This is a genomic window from Lactonifactor sp. BIOML-A5, assembly GCF_009677585.1.
In the GTDB taxonomy this organism is placed as follows: Bacteria; Bacillota; Clostridia; order Lachnospirales; family Lachnospiraceae; genus Lactonifactor.
Window position 1 is genome coordinate 14,408 of the sequence record NZ_WKYV01000036.1, and the last position, 17,732, is coordinate 32,139.

Here is a 17,732-nt window from a genome sequence, read left to right on the forward strand (position 1 = left end):
GGAAAATGTCCCATGCCTGCCAAGGGCATACAGTAAAAAGCGCCCCTGTGTCTATTTTAGGGGTATACCCGGATATTTTTAACGTACTGGAATATAAGGAGAAGTCATGCAGTCTAGTAATAAAATTGATGTGAGAAGAGAAAAAATGTTAGATGTGATCCAGCGTTCGCCTGTGACAACCATAAACGAACTGGCGGAGTTCTTCTCCGTTTCTGCTGAGACAGTCCGGAAAGATATCGAGTACCTGGATGAACAGGATTTGATTATAAGAATCCACGGCGGGGTAGCCCCAAAGGTGAGTACGGGCAGTGAAAAATCATATGATATAAGATATGCAGAGAATTTGGAGAAAAAAAAGGCCATCGCGGAAGCTGCCTGCAGCATGATAAGGCCGGGCGCTTCTGTCATAATAGAAAGCGGCACCACCATGCAGGAACTGGCAAAAGTTCTTACCGGCCGGCCCGAACTTTTACAGACACTGACTATTATCACCATGTCCTTCCGCGTGGTAGAGATACTAAAAGACAGTAATTTTGAAAAAGTCTTCTTTCTGGGAGGCTGGATACGCAAGGATGATTATATGAGCTACGGCCACCACACCATTGAACTGTTAAAGGATTTTCATGCGGACAAAGCCTTCATCAGCTGTGCCGGGCTGAACGCAAAGCTTGAGGTGACAGACTATTTTGACGAAGAAGTCATGCTGCGACGCCAGATACTAAAATCCTGCGATAAATCCATCCTGTTAGCAGACAGCTCCAAAATGAATAAAACCACCATTCTCTCCGTCTGCAGCGCAAAAGACATCTACCGCCTCATCACAGATAAAGAATGCAGCAAAACCATGACAGACCTTTTCAGCCAAAACCATATTAACTACAAACTAGTCTAACCCCCAGCACTAAAACCGCTTCCCCTTCCCATAACCGGATGCGTAAAATCCTGCGGCGGGAGGGGGATTCCATACTTCCCCAGCTCCTCAACATACAGCCTCCCCATCCTGCTCAAAGGAATCCCCTTTCGCTTTATGTACCCAATGGTCATAGTCTCCTCTCTGTCCAGGGGCACTGCCGTATAATCCCCTCCATTCAGCTCCGCACAGATAATTCCGGAACAGAGCGTATACGCATTCAGCTCCATCATCAGATTCAGAAACGTTGCCCTGTCATCTGCCTTTATCAGGCGCTTGTACTCGTAAGTACTCAGAACCTCCTCTGCCAGATAAAAGGAATTGTTTTCTCCCTGTTCAAAAGCCAGGCAGGGATAGTCCTCCAGATCTTTCATGGAAATCTTTTCTTTGGCTGCCAGAGGATTGCCCTTCCAGAGATATACATACACCCGGCAGTCAAAGAGAGGGACAAATTCCAGCTCCCTCTCACGCAGCATTTTATTCAGGACCTTTTCGTTAAAGGGATTTTGGTAGATAACTCCTATCTCGCTGTAAAAATTCCGGACATTTTCTATAACTTCATAAGTTTTTGTCTCATGGACCGCAAATTCATATTCGTCCATCCCAAACTGCCTTACAAGTTCCACAAAAGCCTTGACGGCAAATGAGTAGTGCTGCATGGAGACTGAAAATTTCTTTTTCCCCTGCTTTTTCTCTATAAAGCGTTCATCTATAAGGCGGTATTGTTCCATCATCTGCCTGGCATAGCCAAGGAATTCATTTCCCTCTGCGGTTACTACAATTCCCCGGTTGCTTCTGTGAAAAAGTGTGATTCCGATTTCCTCTTCTAATTCCTTTACTGCCGCAGACAGACTGGGCTGAGAGATAAAGAGCGCATTTGCCGCCTTATTCAGAGAACCTGCGTCCGCCACAGCTATAATATATTTTAACTGCTGTAAAGTCATAATGTGCCTCCCAAAAGAGATTTCTTCCCTTTTCTATTGGTTACAGCAATACTTTACCATCATTCCTAAGCGGCGTACAGTCTTTTCCTGTCAGAACCACTTATTCCCCAATCGCCCGGAAAGCTTCCTCCAGATCTTCCAAAATATCATCTATATTCTCCGTCCCTATAGAAAGCCGTATGGTGTTGGGCTTAATCCCGGATTTCTCAAGCTCTTCTGCCGACATCTGGGAATGTGTGGTAGAAGCCGGATGAATCACCAATGATTTCACATCCGCCACATTTGCCAGGAGGGAGAACAATTCCAGCTGGTCGATAAATTCCTTTGCCCTTGTATCATCCCCTTTAATCTCAAAGGTGAAAATGGACCCGCCCCCGTTTGGGAAGTATTTTGCATATAATTTCTTCTGTTTTGGATCTTCTGTCACCGAAGGGTGGTGCACCGCCTCTACCTGGGGATGTTGGCTCAGATAGTCTACTACCTTCAGTGCATTTTCCACATGGCGCTCCACCCGCAGGGATAAGGTTTCCAGACCCTGGAGGAAAAGGAAGGCGTGGAAGGGAGAAAGTGTCGCGCCGGTATCCCGAAGAAGAATTGCCCGGATCTTCGTTACATAGGCAGCCGCTCCCACTGCTTTTGTGAAGCTGATTCCGTGATAACTCGGATTCGGTTCCACCAGAGAAGGGAACTTTCCGGAAGCCTCCCAGTCAAACTTTCCGCTGTCGACAATGACACCCCCGATGGTGGTGCCGTGTCCTCCGATAAATTTCGTGGCTGAGTGTACTACAATATCTGCCCCGTACGCAATAGGCCGCACCAGATACGGAGTGGCAAATGTATTGTCTGCAATAAGAGGAATTCTGTGAGCGTGGGCAATTTCAGCGATTCTTTCTATATCAACTACATCGGAATTGGGGTTGCCTAAAGTTTCAATAAATACCAGTTTTGTATTGTCCTGAATGGCCGCCTCCACCTCGGTGTCGTTGAAAATATCCACAAAGGTGGTGGAAACACCGTACTGCTTAATGGTATGGGCAAGAAAATTATAGGTTCCCCCGTAAATATTTTTTGCAGCCACCACATGATCCCCTGCCTGGGCAATATTCTCTATTGCATAGGCAATTGCCGCTGCTCCCGACGCCACCGCCAAAGCCGCTGTGCCTCCCTCCAGAGCCGCAATTCTTTTTCCGAATACTTCCTCTGTCGGGTTTGTTAATCTACCATAAATATTGCCCGCATCGGAAAGACCGAATCTTGCCGCCGCATGCTCACTGTTCCTGAACACAAAGGACGACGTCTGATAAATGGGCACCGCCCTGGCATCCGTCGCCGGATCCGCCTGTTCCTGGCCTACGTGAAGCTGTAAGGTCTCAAATTTGAACGATCTGTCTGCTCTAGTTTTTTTACTCATATCATATACCTCCATCTGGAAACTTTCTCTTTGTTTTCTCTCGATGGATATATCATACAATATTAATAGGAAAAGTGTTAATACATATACTCTATGTTTTGCTATAGGTTAACCCTATAGCAAACTCCGTATTATTCTCCCTTTCTCTCCCGCAGTTTCTGGTTCATCTGCTCTGCCATCCTGTAAGCGGAAAAATAACTTACCGCTGTCACAGCAGCAAATACCGCAATGATGCATACCTCCATGCCAGCCAGCATACGGGGGCTGGAAGGGAAAAACCATGCGAACCACAGACCGCAGCCCAGAACAACCGCATTCACATAGATAAAATAAAGAATCATCCGCACAAACATACTTCTCTTGGATACCTCCTTCTCTGCCTCGCAGGGAATCAAAAGGCTCCCCAGTGTACAGAGGGCCGATACTATAAGAATCTGCCACAGAATATTTACTTCTATCTCGCTGCCGGATCCCCAGAAGACACCAATATAAACAGCAGTTACTAACACAATTCCTGTGGTAATCCGAAAAAACATAGCCAGCATGTTCTGTATTCGTTTTATTATATGACTCATTCTGTCTGTCCTCCTATAAGCCCAGCTTCTCTTTTAAGCTCCCCACATACTGCCTGGATATAATCACCTTTTCCCCATTGTTCAGCACCGCTTCAAAACGCCCGCCGAATGCCGGTGTCAGGCTTTTTATCTTGTTCAGGTTCAAGATCGAGGATTTAGTTGCCCGCAGAAAATCATGCTGAGGCAGTTCTCTCTCCAGCTCATACAGCTTACTCTTTGTCTCATAAACCTGAGTCCTGCAGTATGCGAATACCTTCTGGTCTACAGACTCAAAATAATAAATCTCTCCAGGTGCTATCCGGTAAATCTCACCGTCACGGTAGACATTCAGCTTGGTATCCCCCTGCTTAAAATGATTCAAAAGGTTCATAAGACTGTCATCTATTCTGTGACATTTCAGTATAATTTCTTCCTCTTCCCCGGGACCGGTATCTAGGATTGTAATTTTCATTCTGCAGTTCCTTTCCATCCAGATGCTGCACAGAGTCACCTGTCACTGCTTTTTCTCCGCCTTATCAGCCGCGCCGCTGCGGCTAATGCTACTATACCACAAATGCACAGAAACAGGATCTGGAAACTTACGGCGGCCTCTCCTCCCGGCATTTTTATGGTGATACCCATATTTTCTTTATATTGTTCCGTTACAGCAGTGGGTATCCCTGCAAAGGCTGTGCTCAATGCCTCCCTGCAAAAGACTCCCCGCATCAGCGATGCCCCGTGAAGGACAGGTGTATACCGGAGAATCCTGGTCACTCCTTCCGGCAAAGAACCCATGGGAATATAGACTGCCCCCAGGAATCCCACCAGTGTGCCTGCAATGGTAGCAATCCCTGACCAGGCACTGGTGCTCTTAACAAACAGAGCTGCCAGGAACATGATTACCGCATAGATACAGACATTTAAGAAAATATACACCATAATCTGACCCAGTGTGCCGCAAGACAGAAGGGAGCCCCCGGTTATCCGAATATAGGCAAGTGCTGCCCCCAGCGTCAGCAGACAGAAGAATGTGCCGATGACTGCTGCAGATGTCACGTATGACAGAGCCAGCATATTTCTTCCTGCCGGAGCGGTGTAAAAGCTGTCCAGGCGGTTTTCCGACGCATCGTGAACCATAACTCCCACTGCCGTTAAAGTGACTGTAACCGCATTTACTATCATAATTCCGGCAAGCGTCCAGTACTGAACCAGATGGAGGGCATTCTCCCTGTCCAGGGCAGAGTTTCGGGCTGCTCCATATTGGGCAAGGAGTTCTGTTATATTCTCCACATTCATATTCCCCAGAAACACACCCGTGAGCATTAAAACAATCATCATTGATAACAGTGAGAAGAATACCGCTGACCTGTCCCTCAAAAATACCAGACAATTTCTCTTTGTAAGACTCAGATATTTACGCATAGACTGTCTCCTCCCCTGCTGCCTGTAAAAAAACATCATCCATGGTTCCCTGCACTACTTCAAACCCCAAAAGCATTCCCTGATACTTCTCTACAATAGGAAGGGCAGACATCGTAGAGTCAAGAGGGACCGTGATCAGCCCCTCCTTCTGCCGATACCGGATCTGCAGTTTATCCAGCTCCTCCAGAATTTTTTGTACGGCATCTTCCCTGGGGAACAGCCGCAGCTTGTCTTTTGCGAACTTTTTCTTCAGAAAAAAAGGTGTGCCATACTGTATCAGATGTCCCCGATCTATTATTGCAATGTGATCTGCTTTTGCCGCCTCCTCCATATAATGAGTGGTTAAGAAAACTGTCATGTTCATCTCCTTCTGCAGACTGTGAATGATGCTCCAGACACTTTTTCTTGCGGATGGATCCAGGCCGGTGGTCGGTTCATCCAGAAACAAAATATCAGGGGTATGGAGAAGCGCCCGGGCAAGCTCGCACCGGCGCTGCTGTCCCCCGGAGAGCTTTCCAAAGGGCTGCTTCAGCACATCACCCAATTCCAGAGCCTCGCAGACAGTGTCCAGGCTTTTGCGCAGTTTTCTTTTGTCCTTCTCGTACAAAGCGCCCCGTATCCATAGGTTTTCTTTGACTGTAAGAAGAGCGTCCAGGCAATTATTCTGATATACAACACCAATGCGGCGTTTGATCTCTTCATTGTCCCTCCCAAGTTCCAGTCCCTCCACAGTCACCCGACCCTCCGTAGGGGCAGACAGGGTACAGAGCATACGGATCGTGGTAGATTTCCCGGCCCCATTCACCCCCAGGAAACCGAACAGCTCTCCCTTTTCTACGGCAAAGCTGATATCATCCACTGCCTTTGCCTCCTTAAAATATTTTTTCAGGTGTTCTACTTTCATCATTTCTTTCATCCCGCGGGCTCCCTTCTTGTTTGCCTTTTCTGTACTATATTTTCTTTCCTCTGCTTTTGCAATAGAGAGACTGCTAAGATGTAAATACGAAGAGATAACCTGCAATATCCGCCAGGTATCACGCATGGATAGGTTTACCACCCCCAGTACTGCCAACAAAAAGACAGAGCCGGCGGCTCTGCCTTTCGATTTGCCTATTGATCGTTATCCTTTTTCTTCTTCTTCGTAAATATCACAATGCCGATCCCCGCGGCAATAAGAACAACAACCAGGATAGCAATGGGAGCTGTATCCCCAGTTTTTACTGCATTAGTGGTGTTGGAGGATTCTTTATTATCTTTGGTACTTTCCTTTTTATCCTTAGATGCTTCAATGGTTTTTTCATCCTTTTTGTCTTTTTCTTTGTCCTTATCCCGGTCTTGCTTTTCTTTGACAACCTTGATGGCACAAGGCAGCATCTCACTCTCTGTGCCGTTGGCATCTACCACACTGATTCCAAAACCATACCCCTCCGAAAGCTCCGTGGCCTTTCCGACTAACGCCCCATTCTCCAATTTTACCCACTCCGGAGCTCCCCGCAGTTTTATAGTATATGGCGCAGTTCCTCCTGAAATTTCAATAGGAAATCTGAAATCCTCACCCAATACCACAGCGGTATCATTCTCTTGGGTAACAAGTTTTACTTTAGGCATGCTTGTGTCCCCTCCCCCGACAACGATCTGGGCATCTAATCCCCAGGAAATTTTCCCGTTGGCATCGCTGACCGTATAGGAAAAAAGATATACCCCGGCCTTCGTTGGTTTGCCAGACAGCGTAATACCATCGACTTTCAGCCAGTCAGGCCCATAATAGCCATCAATTTTATAGGGTGGTTTCCCTCCTGAAACCTTGAGAGTCAGTTCAAACTCTTTATTTATCTCAAGTTCTAATTTATCATGCCCCAGGCTCACATCCAAATAGTCTTCCTTGGTCTCCGTTTTCTCTTTACCATCGCCATTTACCTGTTTAAATAAGGTTACTGCATCGCTGTCCGCTGTACTTTCCTCTATAATCTCTTCTTCAGAGGAACTCTTTTGCTCATTTTTTGCATCTGCTTTTCTTGTCTCGGAATCTGTACCTTCACTGCCTGCTTTTTTATCGCTACCTTTAGTCTCTGAACTCTCTGATTGATTGGTATCCTGCTTCTCTTTATCCGTATCTTTTGTATCCTCTTTTTTGTCCTGCGTCTGTCCCTCTTCGGGCTGCTCTTTTTTATCCTCACCCGACGGTTCAGCCGCTGTATCTGAATTCACTTTCTCCTTACCGGTTTCCCCCTCTTTGCTTTCCGTACTTGCGGCTGCGGATGCGTTAACTATCCTTCCACCGGTGCCGGGTACCAACCCGGAAATACACAGTGCCAATGCACATCCCAATGCCAATAATTGTTTTCTCCTCATATCCCCTTCTCCTTTAGTAATTCATCCTATTTCTCCGGAAATAGCTCCCTGAGATAGGCATATTGTAACACCATATATTGGCATTTTGTTAATAATTAAGCAGAATTTTGTCTTATTTAAAGGGATTGCAACATGATTTATAAGTCATTAGCAAATCTTTTTATTTTTGTAATTATATAGTTTGAGTTTTAAAATAAGTTTGACACATTTATGAATAAGTTCCCACAGGTTTATAGCTCCCCCAGCAATTAGGAATAAGAGTCCCCTACACTGTTGCAGTATAAAAGACTCTTTATATGATTAATTTTGGAATAGACATGTCAATAATAGCACCGCCGTCTGCCGCTGATTACCCCAATCTTTCATGTCCCCGGTACATAGGCATTGTACCAGGAGTGCGGCAGGGCGGTTGGGGGCAGAAAAACTAAAAGACCGCTTTCACCCAGCTTATATTGCGAAACTCAAAAACTTAAATGGAGGTATACGTTAAGCTCTGCCAAAGAAACGAAAACGGTCAGTGGGGTCAATCCTTCTGAAGCATGCTGCCGTTGTCGCGGGCCCTGATGTGCCAGGCTCCAAGTTCCTCCAGCAGGACAGGCGTATGTGCCTTGTCCGGACCGCAGGATTCCAGTGCGCGATCATAATATTCCTGCAGCATTGGGCGGTAGTCTGGATGTGCGATGCGCACCATCTCCGCCACTCTCTGCTTGGGTGATTTATTGCGGAGGTCCGCCACACCGTATTCTGTGACAATAATACATGGCTCATGTTCTGTGATATCTATATGTGAGCAGGAAGGCACGATGCAGGACAGCGCACCTTTTTTGGCAGTAGACAGAGTGAAATAACAGGGCAGCCCGGCATTCTGCGCGAAGTCAAGTGCGCCGCCGATACCGCTGATGACACTGGTGCCATTTACATGGCTGGAGTTGATGTTTCCGTAAATATCCGCTTCTACGATATTATTCATAGTGATAAGACCAAGTCTGCGGATGACTTCGGGATTATTGGAAATCTCAACCGGGCGTACCATCAGCTTCCCTTCATACTCCTCAGGATGTTTCAGAATATGGTCGGTTGTATCACCGGCACAGCCAAACCCTGCAGTGGAAATAAAGTCAATGCTGCCTTCGCGCACCATATCCATGGCGTCCTCCAAAACTGCCTCCGTATACATTTCCATACCTTTAAAATGCTTGCCCATTTCACGCAGAACCGTACCAGCAACCATCCCTCCTCCGGTCTGAATGGGGGGAAGCTTCTCGGACATCCTGCCCTCCGCAATCTCTATCTGAAGGAAATTAACGAAGTTTTTCGCAATCTGTTTAACCTCCGGAGGGGCTGCATCAGCAGTCAGAGGATACCACATAGGACTGAGGAACAGGGGTTCATCTGTAATTACAACCCCTAAAACCTTATCCGGGTCACAGGTATAGAAATGGGAACCAATTACATCTGTAGCCCTGGTGATAGGAATCGGCTTGCGCCCTGGGCGAGCGTCGGGTTCATAGACATCGTGCAGCCGGTACATACCCTCGGAAGACTGAAGATTAATCTCCAAAATTACCTTTTTGGCACAGTTGAGCACTGTCTGCGTATATCCCGCACATACGGATGGTTTCAGCTTTCCGTCCTCTGTAATTCCCGCAATGGAAACCAGAGCAACGTCAATATCTCCCAGATAACCGCTTCTGATATATTCAGGAATGAGGCTGAGACGATAGTCCATAAAGTTAAGACCGCCCTCGGCAGTGTTGGCACTTTTCCGTACACTGGAATGTGCCTGTGTATAAGGCATAAAGCTCTTGATCATACCCGCATTTGTCCAATCCTCGTCTATTACCGGGGTACAGGAAGCGGCAGAGATCAATTTGACTTCAATTTTCTCACCGGTATTCCGGCGTCCCAGCAGGGCACGCGCCGTGCTGACAGGACTGTCATAGCATATAAAATGCGGAACAGATACGGTCATACCGTCTTTAATGTAGCTTGCCGCCTGCTCCGCAGTAATTACTTTCTCGCGGAATACAGGGCTTTCGATTCGACTGAGATTCATAAATGTCCTCCTTGCGTATGGTTAAGTTAACATATTATGCTAAGTTTTTCTGTATAGCGGCATTTCCGGCCTCGAATGCCTTTTTGTTAAGTTCCAGAAGCTCCGGCTTATTGGAAAGCTGCCGCAGCATAAATTCCTTGAACACTTCTTTATCCGGGAAGATATCCGTCAGCAGTTCTACAATAGCACCCAGTGCCACGGAACTAATCACCTTCGTATTCCCAAGCTTTGCACACACACCGTGCAAGGGGGTATTCACCATCTTTACCCCTTCATCCGGCTCTTCTGTTTCAGGTATAAGCGTGCTGTTGACAACCATGACTCCTCCGGTCTTTACGTCATGGCGGAACTGCTGATATGCCCTGGGTTCCATTACCAGAAGGATATCCTGTTTCTTCTTCCGGGGGTTGCCGATAGGTTCATCACTCACGGTGATAAAGCAGGAGGTAAGACCTCCCCGTTTTGCAGCTCCATATTTGGGAGAATAGGTTACGTAAAACCCCTTCTCGTTTGCAACTTCGGCAATGGTTTTTCCAAGTACCTGGAGCCCCTGTCCGCCGACTCCCGCAAAATACATGCATTTTTCCATGTGTGCACCTCCTTACAGTCGTTTTCCATCCCGCTTGAATTCACCCAGCGGGAAGTCTGTTTTGATAACCTTATCAATAAATTCCGGGGATTTCTCCGCCTTTATACCCATGGTGGTAACACAGGCGCTTACCACCTCAATAAAGGAATACTTGCCTTCCAGCTGCCGCTCGAACGCGTGCTTGATGGCCTTTTTGCACTGGATAATGTGCTTTGGATTATTCACCGCACAGCGGGCTACATAATCCGGCTCATCCAGGGTTGCCAGCATCTCCGGAAGTTTCAGGGGCACCTCGCGGTTACCCTTTTTGGAGGTAATCGTCCATGTCCCAACAGGCGTAGTAGGCGCTGCCTGCCCGCCGGTCATGCCGAACACACTGTTATTGACAAAGATTACAGTCACAGCCTCCCCCCGGCGGGCTGTATGTACCGTCTCGGCCGTACCGATTGCCCCTGCATCCCCGTCGCCCTGGTAGCAGATGATAAGACTCTCGGGATTTAGCCTCTTAATGGCAGAGCCCGCAGAGGGTACACGGCCATGGAGAGTAAATATAGTGTCAAAGTTGGCGGAAGGCACCGTCATACCGCCGCATCCAATAGGAGCTGCCAAAACAGCCCGTTCCCTAAGGTTCATTTCATCAAGAACCTCTGCTACCAGCTTTATTAAAATAGCATGGTGGCAGCCCGGGCAGAACATCATTGGGTAGGGTGTAAGAGATTCCGGTCTTTTATATACACATTCCATTATTACTGCACCTCCTTAATCAGCGTTTCCATAGCCTCAGCTGCTTCATTTTCATCCACCGTATTTCCGCCGCAGCGGTTATAAAATCTGCAGGGAATGTTTTGATCCAGGTGAAGGCGCACATCATAGTGAAGCATAGGAGGCATAGCCATTTCCACAGTCAGGACCCCCTTGATTCCCCTGTCTTTGAATCCGGCAATCTGTTTTTCCGGGAAGGGGCAAATGGTAATGGGGCGAAACATCCCCACAGGATATCCCTTTGCACGGAGCATCTTAATGGTATCCCGGCAGATTCTTGCGGAGCTTCCGTAGGAAACAATCACATACTCGGCATCTTCCATCATGTATTCCTCATACATAACTTCCTCATCAAGCCATTTCAGCTGATCCAGATAGAGATCGTTGCGGTGTCGTTCCAAGGCATCCTCTAACGTCTCATTCATAGATAACGGACGCGGCATGGATCTGCTGTCCTCTTTAGCACGTCCCTTACAGCCTGTGGGCGGAATCAGTTTGGTGGATATCTTGCTTGACTTATAGGGAGGGAACTCTACGGGTTCTTCCATCTGTCCCAGCATACCGTCCATCATCAGAAGCACCGGGCACTCAAGCTCCTGGCCTTTATCAAGTGCGGTATACGCCAGGTCCACCGCCTCCTGCAGTGTGGAGGGCGCTATGGCGTATCCCCGCTGACCATTGTGCCCCAGCCCTTTGGTTGCGTAATTGTAATCTGCCTGTTCCGGCGTAATATTATTGGCTGCGCGCTGCACCACTACGAACAAAGCGGTGGTACGGCCAAGGATCATGTTGCTGAGATTTTCCGTCATCAGGGCCAGCCCCGGTCCTGATGTGGTTGTAAAGGCACGTCTGCCGATTAAGCCTGCGGCTGACAGCATGGTGGATGCGGCCAGCTCACTTTCCACCTGGATAAATTCAGCGTCTATATCACACATGTGATCTGAAGCATACTCTAACATCTCACTGGAAGGCGTGATTGGATAACCGGCGAATAAATCAACACCGCCTCTGATTACAGCTTCGGCAACGGCTTCGTTGCCCTTCATAAATGCTTTTGTCATATTTTCCCTCCTTACTTATAAACCTCGATTGCCCCGTCCGGACAAATCATCCCGCAGAAAGCACATCCAATACATTTGTCCGGCTCCGCCTGCACACAGTACATGTCGCCGTTTGCATTGAGATCCTTACTCATCTCCAGGATTTTGAGCGGGCAGGTGACAACACAAAGCTTGCAGCCTTTACATCTATTCTCATCTACTTTAATCATTGCCATAGAAGAAATCCCCTTCCTATCTTTAAACTAGCCCAAGGGCCTTTTTGTTGACACAGTTATACGGCACCTCACCATTGCAGACATTTACTGCCGTCAAAAGAGTTTTTCTGCGCAGATCCTCGCCTGATTCAATGGAAAAATATGCACAGTGGGTAGACAGCGTCGCATTATCGTCTTTTAAAATGGGATGATCTGCGGCAACAGGCTCGTTCTCCCAAACATCAATGCCGGCTGCCCCAATTTTACCGGACTGCAGCCCCTCTGTAACACTCTCCAAATCGAACAGCGCTCCCCGGGCGGTATTCACGATGATCACACCATCTTTCATCTTGGCAATGCTGTCCCTGTTGATAAGATGGTAGGTTTCATCATTTAACAGCATACATACAGAGAGGATATCTGATTTCTCATAAACCTCATCGGGAGCCCCGGCCCGTTCCACGTTCATAGAAGCAAATACTGTATCCGGCACGTAAGGATCGTATGCGATAATTTTTACGCCGAAGCCTGTCATCATCCCCGCAACTTTCTGGCCGATCCGTCCAAAGCCCATAAAACCCATGGTCAGGGTGGACAGACGGTGACGGGGTCTCCCTAATACCATGCCCCTGTTATCCCATTTGCCGGCGCGGACATAGCGGTCATACTGGCAGAGATTTCTCAGACCTGCAAGTATCAGAGTTACCGTATGGAGGGCAACCTCCTCGGTGCAGTAGTCAGGAATGTTGCACACCAAGATACCTCTCTGATTTGCTGCGGCCACATCAATGGTATCGAAGCCGATGGATGTAACTACAATCCCTTTCACGGATGGGGCAAGTGCGTTAACCAATTTTTCATCCAATGGAAAAAACGTGATAATGGCCTCATGGTCTTTGCTGTTCTCAGCAAGAGCCTCAGGGCCGTTGGGCTCTACAAGATCATATCCAACGCCCTTTTCATCTAGGATAGCCAGCAAATCGCCAAAGAAAACCTTTGCAATCTCAGCTCCATACATTAAAACTTTCATAATGTTTACCTCCTTAAAATTTTTTTTGGTTATTTTGTTTCATTTTGAACTTTTTTTGATTGCTAATATAAGCAAAAATTGCTATAGTATAGGATATATAGATAAAAAGTCATGGCAGTGTAGGGTATTTATTTCAAAAATTCCTATAAACAGAGGGGGGATATTTAAATCATGACAAGATCGGAACTTATAAAATCCATAAGCAAGGAAAATCCTTTTATATCTAATCAAGATTTAATCTGTAAAGTACTTATCTCTGAAATACTTACTATGAAATTAAAATGCGGCGATCATCTCAGTCAGAATAAGCTCAGTACGGATTTCAATTTAAGCCGCGGCCCGGTAAAACTGGCGTTGGAAAAGATGGAAAGTCACGGTTATCTGGCCCATGATGAGACTGGTGCCTTTTATGTTGCGAAACCCGGCATCCGTTTTGCTGCCAATATTCATTCCTTTAAACGGCAGTTAGATTTGCTTGCCGCCAATCAGGCGCTCTATGATATCTCAAAGGACAGAATCGAACTTCTACATGAATGCTATGTAAGTATGACAAAATCATTTAATGAGAAAAACTTTATAAGATTCTGCCATTGCGACCTGAAATTCCATCAGACAATCGTCGATGCTTCTCAAAACACTTTTTTAAAAGATACCTATACCCGCTACCAAAACCTGTTTCTTTTTATGAGCATCTGCTGCGAAGAGGATGACAGGCTTTTCGGACGTTTGCTGCACCAGCATCAAAAGATATATATAGCCCTTAAGAACCGTCAAAGTGAAGCGCTGCAGGATGCTGTCAATGCCCATTATTCCAGCCTGATTTTATTCTAAATACCTTCTCCGGACGGGAAGCAAGCATTACTCCTCTGCGGCTTTGAGCCGCATAGATTTCGGGAATCAGGAAGCTAAGTTTGCCTTGGGTTTAACCGCCAACTGACTGTACATGAATTTTGGAGTGAGTAAGTACTCATATGCTGTTTTATCAGCATCTGCATCGCCCCCTTCCATTGTTTACTTTCTTATATTCTCCAATTATAATTGCCTTTTTATGAATTCGCTCAAAATTTACCAAACGCCCATTTTCAGTCAGATTCGTTGAGCAGAAAAAGCTTTTCTGTTAATACAAATCGCAAATCATGGATTATTTTTTTGTTTATTTTTTGTCAAAGGGATATACACTTCGGCTTCCGTTTATCTTTGGTTTGTGCTTTGGAAAAAAGCAAAAAAAGAGCCTTCTATACTGTAATCGTATAGAAAGCTCTTCTGCTTCCAGCTCGCCGCGGACATCTGGGTCTTGGCTGTATTCTTTTCAGAACGTCCTTTTATGGGCGCGCCTATCCTTTTACCGCTCCTGCAGTCATCCCGCCTATAATATACTTCTGCAAAATCACATAGAATATCAGTTCCGGAAGCATAATCATCAGACTGGCCGCAATGATTCCGCTGTAATCCATGGAATACTGTCCCTTGAACATGGACGCCATCAACGATACGGTATTCAGGCTGCTGTCCTGTATAAAGGTCGAGGCAAAGGGGAATTCATTGTAAATATATACTGCATTGAATATCACAATGGTTACAAAGGTAGGCTTCATCACGGGAATCACTACCCTTGTGCATAATTTAAAAAGATTACATCCGTCAATAATTGCTGCTTCCTCCAGTTCTCCCGGAAGGTCTCTTAAGAATCCGGTGAACAGCAATGTATTAAAAGAAATATTAACCGCAACATAAGGCAGAATCAAGCCCAGTCTGGTTCCTAAAATTCCTATTAAGGAATCTATTCTATAAATTGGGAACAGCAATACATAGATTGGGATTGCAATACCGATCAGCAGAAACAAATACAGGTTTTCCGAATTTTTTCTCTTCTTAAATGACATTCTTGCAATTGCAAAGGAACTCATAAAAGTAAAAACAATACTGAGGCATGTGGACACCACTACCAGTAATAGGGTATTAAAATACATACTGCCAAAGTCAATCGTGTCCAGCGCTCTCTGATAATTGTCAAAATTCAGGACCTGAGGCAGGGAGAGCGGACTGTTTACAATCTCATTATTCGTTTTAAATGAAAGCAATATTGCCCATAAAATCGGCATTAAGAGCAGCAGAATCAATGCCGCAAGTCCAATATATAATATAATTCCTCTCCAGGAAATACTCTTCTCTCTCATGCTTCACTCCTCTGCTTTCTGGTCGTGATCTTGATATAAGAGAACGAACCTATAATAGAAAGTACCAGAATTGCAACCGCAATTGCCATGCCATAGCCGTACCTTCTGGAACTAAATACGGTAAAATACATATAAGAGGTCAAAAGTTCTGACTGATGAGCGGGACCCCCGCCTGTCATCTGATAGACCAGTTCATAGATCTTGAATACACCGGTGACAATCAAAACAATGTTTATAATAAAGGTTTCTTTCAACATAGGAATGGTCACATAAAACAATCTCTGGACCGCGTTTGCCCCGTCAATAGAGCAGGCCTCATATATGTCCCCTGGAATCGTCTTGATTCCGGAGAGAAAGATCGTTGCATGAAAGCCCAGAACCTGCCAGGTGAATACAATTGCCAGCGCCAGGGGAGACCACTTTGTACCTCCAATCCACTCAATCGCTAATGCATCCAAACCCAAATTACGCAATACACTATTTACCAGTCCATAGTTGGGATTCAATAGATATCCCCAGATAATTCCGATAATAATCGGTGCAATTACATACGGTGCAAATACCACCATCTTAAAAAATGCATTTCCACGAAAGCTGACATTCATCAGCAGCGCCGTAAGAAATGATCCTGCCAACAGAAATACTACGCTGCAAATCAATACAACTACTGTATTTCTCAATGCTATCAAAAACAGGGTATCGTGGAACATCCGGGTATAATTCTGTATCCCTACAAATCCAGCTTTTCCAAGTCCGCTGTAATCTGTAAAGCTATAATAAATTGCCACAAATACAGGCACTATTATAAAAACAGCATAAATAATAAGGGTCGGAAGCACCATAACTGTTTTTGCTCTTCTTGTACTCAACCAATGCATAGGCATCCTCCATTCTACATAGCCAAAAAGGGCGGTATATTCTGATACCGCCCCCAGCCTTCCTTTTATCTTTCCGCACTCTGCAGACCTTCTACGTAATCAGCGGCCTCCTCCGGCGTATATACACCATTCATAACGCCAAAGGTTGCATCGAAGAAACCATATGCAACTGTGGAGGACAATGAGTTAAACGGCTCTGTTACTGCTTTCCAGTCATCATTCAGCGCTTCAATCATAGTACCAAGTACGGGATGCTCATTATTATCAATCGTCCCATTATAAGTTGCGCATGGCAATGCAGAGGTATCTTCTGCAATGATTTTTGTTCCCTCTGGGCCGTAATAGAACTGCCAGAACTGCATGACTGCATCTAATACCTCAGGATCCTTTGCAGCCTTTGCTGATATTACATATACTCCGCCGGAAGCCTTGATACCAATCTCCTGATTGTACTCACTGTCAGAAAAGGTAGGTCCCCAAAAGAAGCCAATTTTAGATGCCATATCACTGCTCTCAAATTCTCCGATATCCCACGCGCCTGAGTTGAACATTGCTGCATTACCGCCAAGAAACTGCTCTTTTGCTTCAAAATATCCCATATTGGAAATATCTTTTGTAAAGGTATCGTTTTCTCTCATTTCCTCTACTTTTTCAAAATAGTGGATAAAATCCTCATTATTCCAGGAAATACTTCCATCCAGAAGTCCGTCCAGCTTTTCAAAGAAACCATATCTTGCCAGCATAGTTTCAAACGCCCAGATACTGTAATTATCCTGTGCGCCGACTGTCAGCGGTGTAATGCCTGCAGCGTTCAGCTTGTCTACCGAATCTGTAAACTCCTCATAAGTAACCGGAGCCTTATCAATTCCAGCCTGTGCAAAAAGGTCCTTATTGTAGAAGAAACCAACCATCATTACTTCACTGGGCATACCATAATCCCTGCCATCCACGGTACAGGAATTGACCAGCCCCGGCAGCAGGCTGTCATTGATTCCATAGTCATTCAGCGCATCTGTGAGATCATACAGATATCCGTTCTGAGCAAACTCCTTTGCAGGCGCCTGTTCCAGCCAGAAAATATCAGGCAGTTTATCTTCTCCTGCAAGAAGAGTCATCTGTGTATTATGCTCAGAAACCTCTTTTCCCGTAATATTAACCTTGATTCCAGGGTGACTTTTTTCAAATGCGTCAATGATTTTCATCATATGGGGTTCCTGTGTCTCAATATCTGCCACATGCTCTGCAAAGGTTATGGTGATCCCGTCATCTGATTTACTTTCATTCTGCTCCGTTCCGCTCCCAGCGTTTCCGCAGCCAATCATGGATGTCCCCATAACCGCGGCGCAAACTGCTCCAACAAGTTTTTTCCAATTTCTTTTCTTCATGTAAATA

General features: G+C 45.9%; 18 protein-coding genes. 2 read left to right on the forward strand and 16 right to left on the reverse strand.

Going from position 1 to position 17,732, the window contains the following annotated elements:
• Window positions 1–106 precede the first annotated feature (106 nt).
• Window positions 107–892 (forward strand): DeoR/GlpR family DNA-binding transcription regulator, encoded by a 786-nt coding sequence (locus tag GKG41_RS20400; RefSeq protein WP_154261679.1) that lies wholly within the window; start codon window positions 107–109, stop codon window positions 890–892.
• Here the strand turns inward: GKG41_RS20400 and GKG41_RS20405 are convergent.
• From GKG41_RS20405 to GKG41_RS20465, 13 genes are all read right to left on the reverse strand, one after another.
• On the reverse strand, window positions 889–1,854 hold the full coding sequence (locus GKG41_RS20405; protein ID WP_154261680.1) for a LysR family transcriptional regulator: 966 nt from the start codon (window positions 1,852–1,854) through the stop codon (window positions 889–891). The two genes, GKG41_RS20400 and GKG41_RS20405, sit on opposite strands and share 4 nt — an antisense overlap.
• A 100-nt stretch (window positions 1,855–1,954) precedes the next feature.
• The gene (locus GKG41_RS20410; protein ID WP_154261681.1) at window positions 1,955–3,265 is read right to left on the reverse strand and encodes an O-acetylhomoserine aminocarboxypropyltransferase/cysteine synthase family protein; all 1,311 of its coding nucleotides are present in this window, start codon (window positions 3,263–3,265) and stop codon (window positions 1,955–1,957) included.
• Between the two features lie 131 nt (window positions 3,266–3,396).
• A complete protein-coding gene (locus GKG41_RS20415) occupies window positions 3,397–3,840 on the reverse strand; it encodes a DUF3021 family protein (RefSeq protein ID WP_154261682.1) in 444 nt (147 codons plus the stop codon).
• 13 nt (window positions 3,841–3,853) lie between these two features.
• On the reverse strand, window positions 3,854–4,291 hold the full coding sequence (locus tag GKG41_RS20420) for a LytTR family DNA-binding domain-containing protein (protein ID WP_154261683.1): 438 nt from the start codon (window positions 4,289–4,291) through the stop codon (window positions 3,854–3,856).
• A 35-nt stretch (window positions 4,292–4,326) separates the two neighbouring features.
• Window positions 4,327–5,241, reverse strand: coding sequence for an ABC transporter permease (locus GKG41_RS20425; RefSeq protein WP_173015673.1), 915 nt, complete (start codon window positions 5,239–5,241; stop codon window positions 4,327–4,329).
• The gene (locus GKG41_RS20430) at window positions 5,234–6,157 is read right to left on the reverse strand and encodes an ABC transporter ATP-binding protein (protein WP_154261685.1); all 924 of its coding nucleotides are present in this window, start codon (window positions 6,155–6,157) and stop codon (window positions 5,234–5,236) included. Before GKG41_RS20430 ends, GKG41_RS20425 begins: the two co-directional genes overlap by 8 nt.
• 194 nt (window positions 6,158–6,351) lie before the next feature.
• A complete protein-coding gene (locus GKG41_RS20435; RefSeq protein WP_154261686.1) occupies window positions 6,352–7,593 on the reverse strand; it encodes an LPXTG cell wall anchor domain-containing protein in 1,242 nt (413 codons plus the stop codon).
• 523 nt (window positions 7,594–8,116) lie between these two features.
• Complete coding sequence (locus GKG41_RS20440; RefSeq protein ID WP_154261687.1) at window positions 8,117–9,649, reverse strand: acetyl-CoA hydrolase/transferase C-terminal domain-containing protein; 1,533 nt, start codon at window positions 9,647–9,649, stop codon at window positions 8,117–8,119.
• 34 nt (window positions 9,650–9,683) lie between these two features.
• Window positions 9,684–10,238 carry a 2-oxoacid:acceptor oxidoreductase family protein gene (locus GKG41_RS20445; RefSeq protein WP_154261688.1) on the reverse strand — a complete coding sequence of 185 codons (555 nt, stop codon included), beginning with the start codon at window positions 10,236–10,238 and terminating at the stop codon, window positions 9,684–9,686.
• Window positions 10,239–10,250: 12 nt separating this feature from the next.
• Complete coding sequence (locus tag GKG41_RS20450; protein ID WP_154261689.1) at window positions 10,251–10,982, reverse strand: thiamine pyrophosphate-dependent enzyme; 732 nt, start codon at window positions 10,980–10,982, stop codon at window positions 10,251–10,253.
• Window positions 10,983–10,984: 2 nt separating this feature from the next.
• Window positions 10,985–12,061 (reverse strand): 3-methyl-2-oxobutanoate dehydrogenase subunit beta, encoded by a 1,077-nt coding sequence (locus GKG41_RS20455; protein ID WP_154261690.1) that lies wholly within the window; start codon window positions 12,059–12,061, stop codon window positions 10,985–10,987.
• Window positions 12,062–12,072: 11 nt separating this feature from the next.
• A complete protein-coding gene (locus GKG41_RS20460) occupies window positions 12,073–12,276 on the reverse strand; it encodes a 4Fe-4S binding protein (protein ID WP_154261691.1) in 204 nt (67 codons plus the stop codon).
• Between the two features lie 22 nt (window positions 12,277–12,298).
• Entirely contained in the window at window positions 12,299–13,285 is a 987-nt protein-coding gene (locus GKG41_RS20465; RefSeq protein ID WP_154261692.1) for a C-terminal binding protein, read from the reverse strand.
• A gap of 171 nt (window positions 13,286–13,456) precedes the next feature.
• Here GKG41_RS20465 and GKG41_RS20470 point away from each other — a divergent pair, with 171 nt between their 5' ends.
• Complete coding sequence (locus GKG41_RS20470) at window positions 13,457–14,116, forward strand: FCD domain-containing protein (RefSeq protein ID WP_154261693.1); 660 nt, start codon at window positions 13,457–13,459, stop codon at window positions 14,114–14,116.
• Window positions 14,117–14,619: 503 nt separating this feature from the next.
• On the opposite strand, the gene GKG41_RS20475 is transcribed toward GKG41_RS20470, so the two are convergent.
• The 3 genes from GKG41_RS20475 to GKG41_RS20485 form a co-directional block, all read right to left on the reverse strand.
• Entirely contained in the window at window positions 14,620–15,462 is an 843-nt protein-coding gene (locus GKG41_RS20475; protein ID WP_154261694.1) for a carbohydrate ABC transporter permease, read from the reverse strand.
• Window positions 15,459–16,340, reverse strand: coding sequence for a sugar ABC transporter permease (locus GKG41_RS20480; RefSeq protein WP_154261695.1), 882 nt, complete (start codon window positions 16,338–16,340; stop codon window positions 15,459–15,461). Before GKG41_RS20480 ends, GKG41_RS20475 begins: the two co-directional genes overlap by 4 nt.
• 65 nt (window positions 16,341–16,405) lie before the next feature.
• Entirely contained in the window at window positions 16,406–17,725 is a 1,320-nt protein-coding gene (locus tag GKG41_RS20485; RefSeq protein WP_154261696.1) for an extracellular solute-binding protein, read from the reverse strand.
• Between the last annotated feature and the right edge of the window lie 7 nt (window positions 17,726–17,732).